General features: G+C 64.4%; 3 protein-coding genes. All 3 read right to left on the minus strand.

Annotation, left to right across the window (positions count from 1 at the left end; all coding sequences use genetic code 11):
• Window positions 1-106: 106 nt before the first annotated feature.
• Window positions 107-580, minus strand: a complete 474-nt coding sequence (locus ACP7AP_RS24135; RefSeq protein WP_426038459.1) for a peptidase — start codon at window positions 578-580, stop codon at window positions 107-109.
• Window positions 581-591: 11 nt separating this feature from the next.
• On the minus strand, window positions 592-1,467 hold the full coding sequence (locus ACP7AP_RS24140; protein WP_426038460.1) for a DUF2163 domain-containing protein: 876 nt from the start codon (window positions 1,465-1,467) through the stop codon (window positions 592-594).
• Window positions 1,464-1,737, minus strand: a 274-nt coding sequence (locus ACP7AP_RS24145) for a DUF2460 domain-containing protein (RefSeq protein WP_426038462.1), incomplete at its 5' end; no start/stop codon positions are given. The genes ACP7AP_RS24140 and ACP7AP_RS24145, both read right to left, overlap by 4 nt.

Genomic DNA, 1,737 nt, shown 5'->3' on the forward strand with positions numbered 1-1,737 from the left:
ATCGACCCCGCCGCCTGGCCAATCACGGCACCAGACAGGCCGAGGATCGTGCCACCAAAGCCCGCGCCGATCGAGGCACCAGCGGCTGCAAGGAGGATGGAGGCCATCAGATCACCTCGGTGGGCGCGGACGGAAACTGGAACGCAAATGACGCGCGCCGCGACCATGTCGGGGTGAAAGCCTCCTCGACCACGCCGGAGCGGTCATAGGCATGGATCAGGCTGGGGCGCATCACGCTCTCCCCCAACAAGCCGCAATGCTTGGCAGGCACGCCCGGCGCCATGTGAAACAGGATCAGCGTGCCTGGACCAGCCGCATCAAGGGAGATTTCGATGAGTGCAGCCCTGGCGGCTTCGGCCAAGACCTCACGGCGGCCCGCCTCGCCCCAGTCGCGGGAATAGGGCGGAACCTCCCATGGCTCGTCGCCATGCAAGGCGCGCCAGATCCCGCGCGCGAGGCCAAGGCAATCGCAGCCAACCCCCTGCACCGAAGACTGGTGCAGATAGGGCGTGCCTGCCCATGCGCGTGCGATGGTCAGCACGGCCGAGGGATCGGCCGGGGTCAAGGGGATGGCGTTCATGTGGAAATCCGTCAGGTGAGGGGCGCGCCGTTGTTGGCATCGCCCTGATTTGGATAGCGCAGCACGGCCTCTTCGCCGGGCATGTGGGGAAAGCCCCGGAAGTTCACGCCATTGCCGAACTTGGCCGAACAGGTTGCGAATTGCTTGTCGCAGCCCGCCGTGGCGAGGAATGCGTCACCCACGGCGATTGGCCGCACTGGGGCCTCAAAAAGGGTGATGGCACCACTGGCGAAAGTAGCAATCTCGGCCTTGCGCCCGGCATTTGCGCCGGTTGTCCAACTGATGACACCCAGCGCAAAGGTGCCATTCGCGAAGCTGCCCAGCGCAACGGCCGTGAAACCCCGACTGCCGGAGAGTGTCGCCACGGTCCCGGTCGCCGACCAAAGTGGCGAGGCGAGGTTCACGCCGCAGCGGGCATCGCCCAGATCGGCATCGCAGGAAAACTGATATGTCCGCCCAACGGTCTGGTTCAGCCAATGTGCCAGGGAGCGCACCTCGGCCACGAAACTGGTTCGCCCGCGCCTGATGTCACCCAAATTGCCGCGCCGCATCAGCACGCGCTGGTCGGTCGAGGCCCAGTTCACCCGCCAGACCTCGACCTCGGCATTGTCCCAACGCCCGTCCAGAATGTCGGTTTGGGTGATCCGGTCCGAGGACAGTGCCCCCTCGACATCCTGCGCATCGACCGAGAAATCCTGCGCGGCGCGGATTTCCGAGGGCACAAAGCCGCTCTCCGGCTCAAAGGTGGTGCCTGCGAAAATTAGAACCAGGTCGTGGTCTGTAAAGCCATAGACCGCACCGTCCCTTCGGGTGATCTTCCAGCACCAGGACAAGGTGGTGGTGCCAGAATCCAGATGTGCTTGCAGCCCGGAAGACAGGGTTTTCATCGGCGTACCTCGATCAGAGGGATGGAAGTGATCGACCCCAAACGCTCGATGTCGAGCGTGACGGGCAGATCATCGGTGTCAAAACGCACTGGCACATCGAATTCAAAACCGGCCGTCAGGTTGGCGCCGACTGAGGGTGGGCTGAGGAAGCTCAGGATCCCGGTTGCAATATCAACGGTCCAGCCGGGGGCGGCCCCGGTCCAAGCCGGTTCGCGTAAGCTCGCGCCGAGGATGGTCACGATCTGCCCTGCCGTGCTGTTGCCAGCCCCG

It is taken from the genome of Cypionkella sp. TWP1-2-1b2 (genome assembly GCF_049896245.1).
GTDB lineage: Bacteria > Pseudomonadota > Alphaproteobacteria > Rhodobacterales > Rhodobacteraceae > Cypionkella.

Coding starts and splice junctions, on each gene's coding strand:
- ACP7AP_RS24135 (WP_426038459.1), bottom strand. CDS start 580: ATGAACGCCATCCCCTTGACCCCGGCCGATCCCTCGGCCGTGCTGACC.
- ACP7AP_RS24140 (WP_426038460.1), bottom strand. CDS start 1,467: ATGAAAACCCTGTCTTCCGGGCTGCAAGCACATCTGGATTCTGGCACC.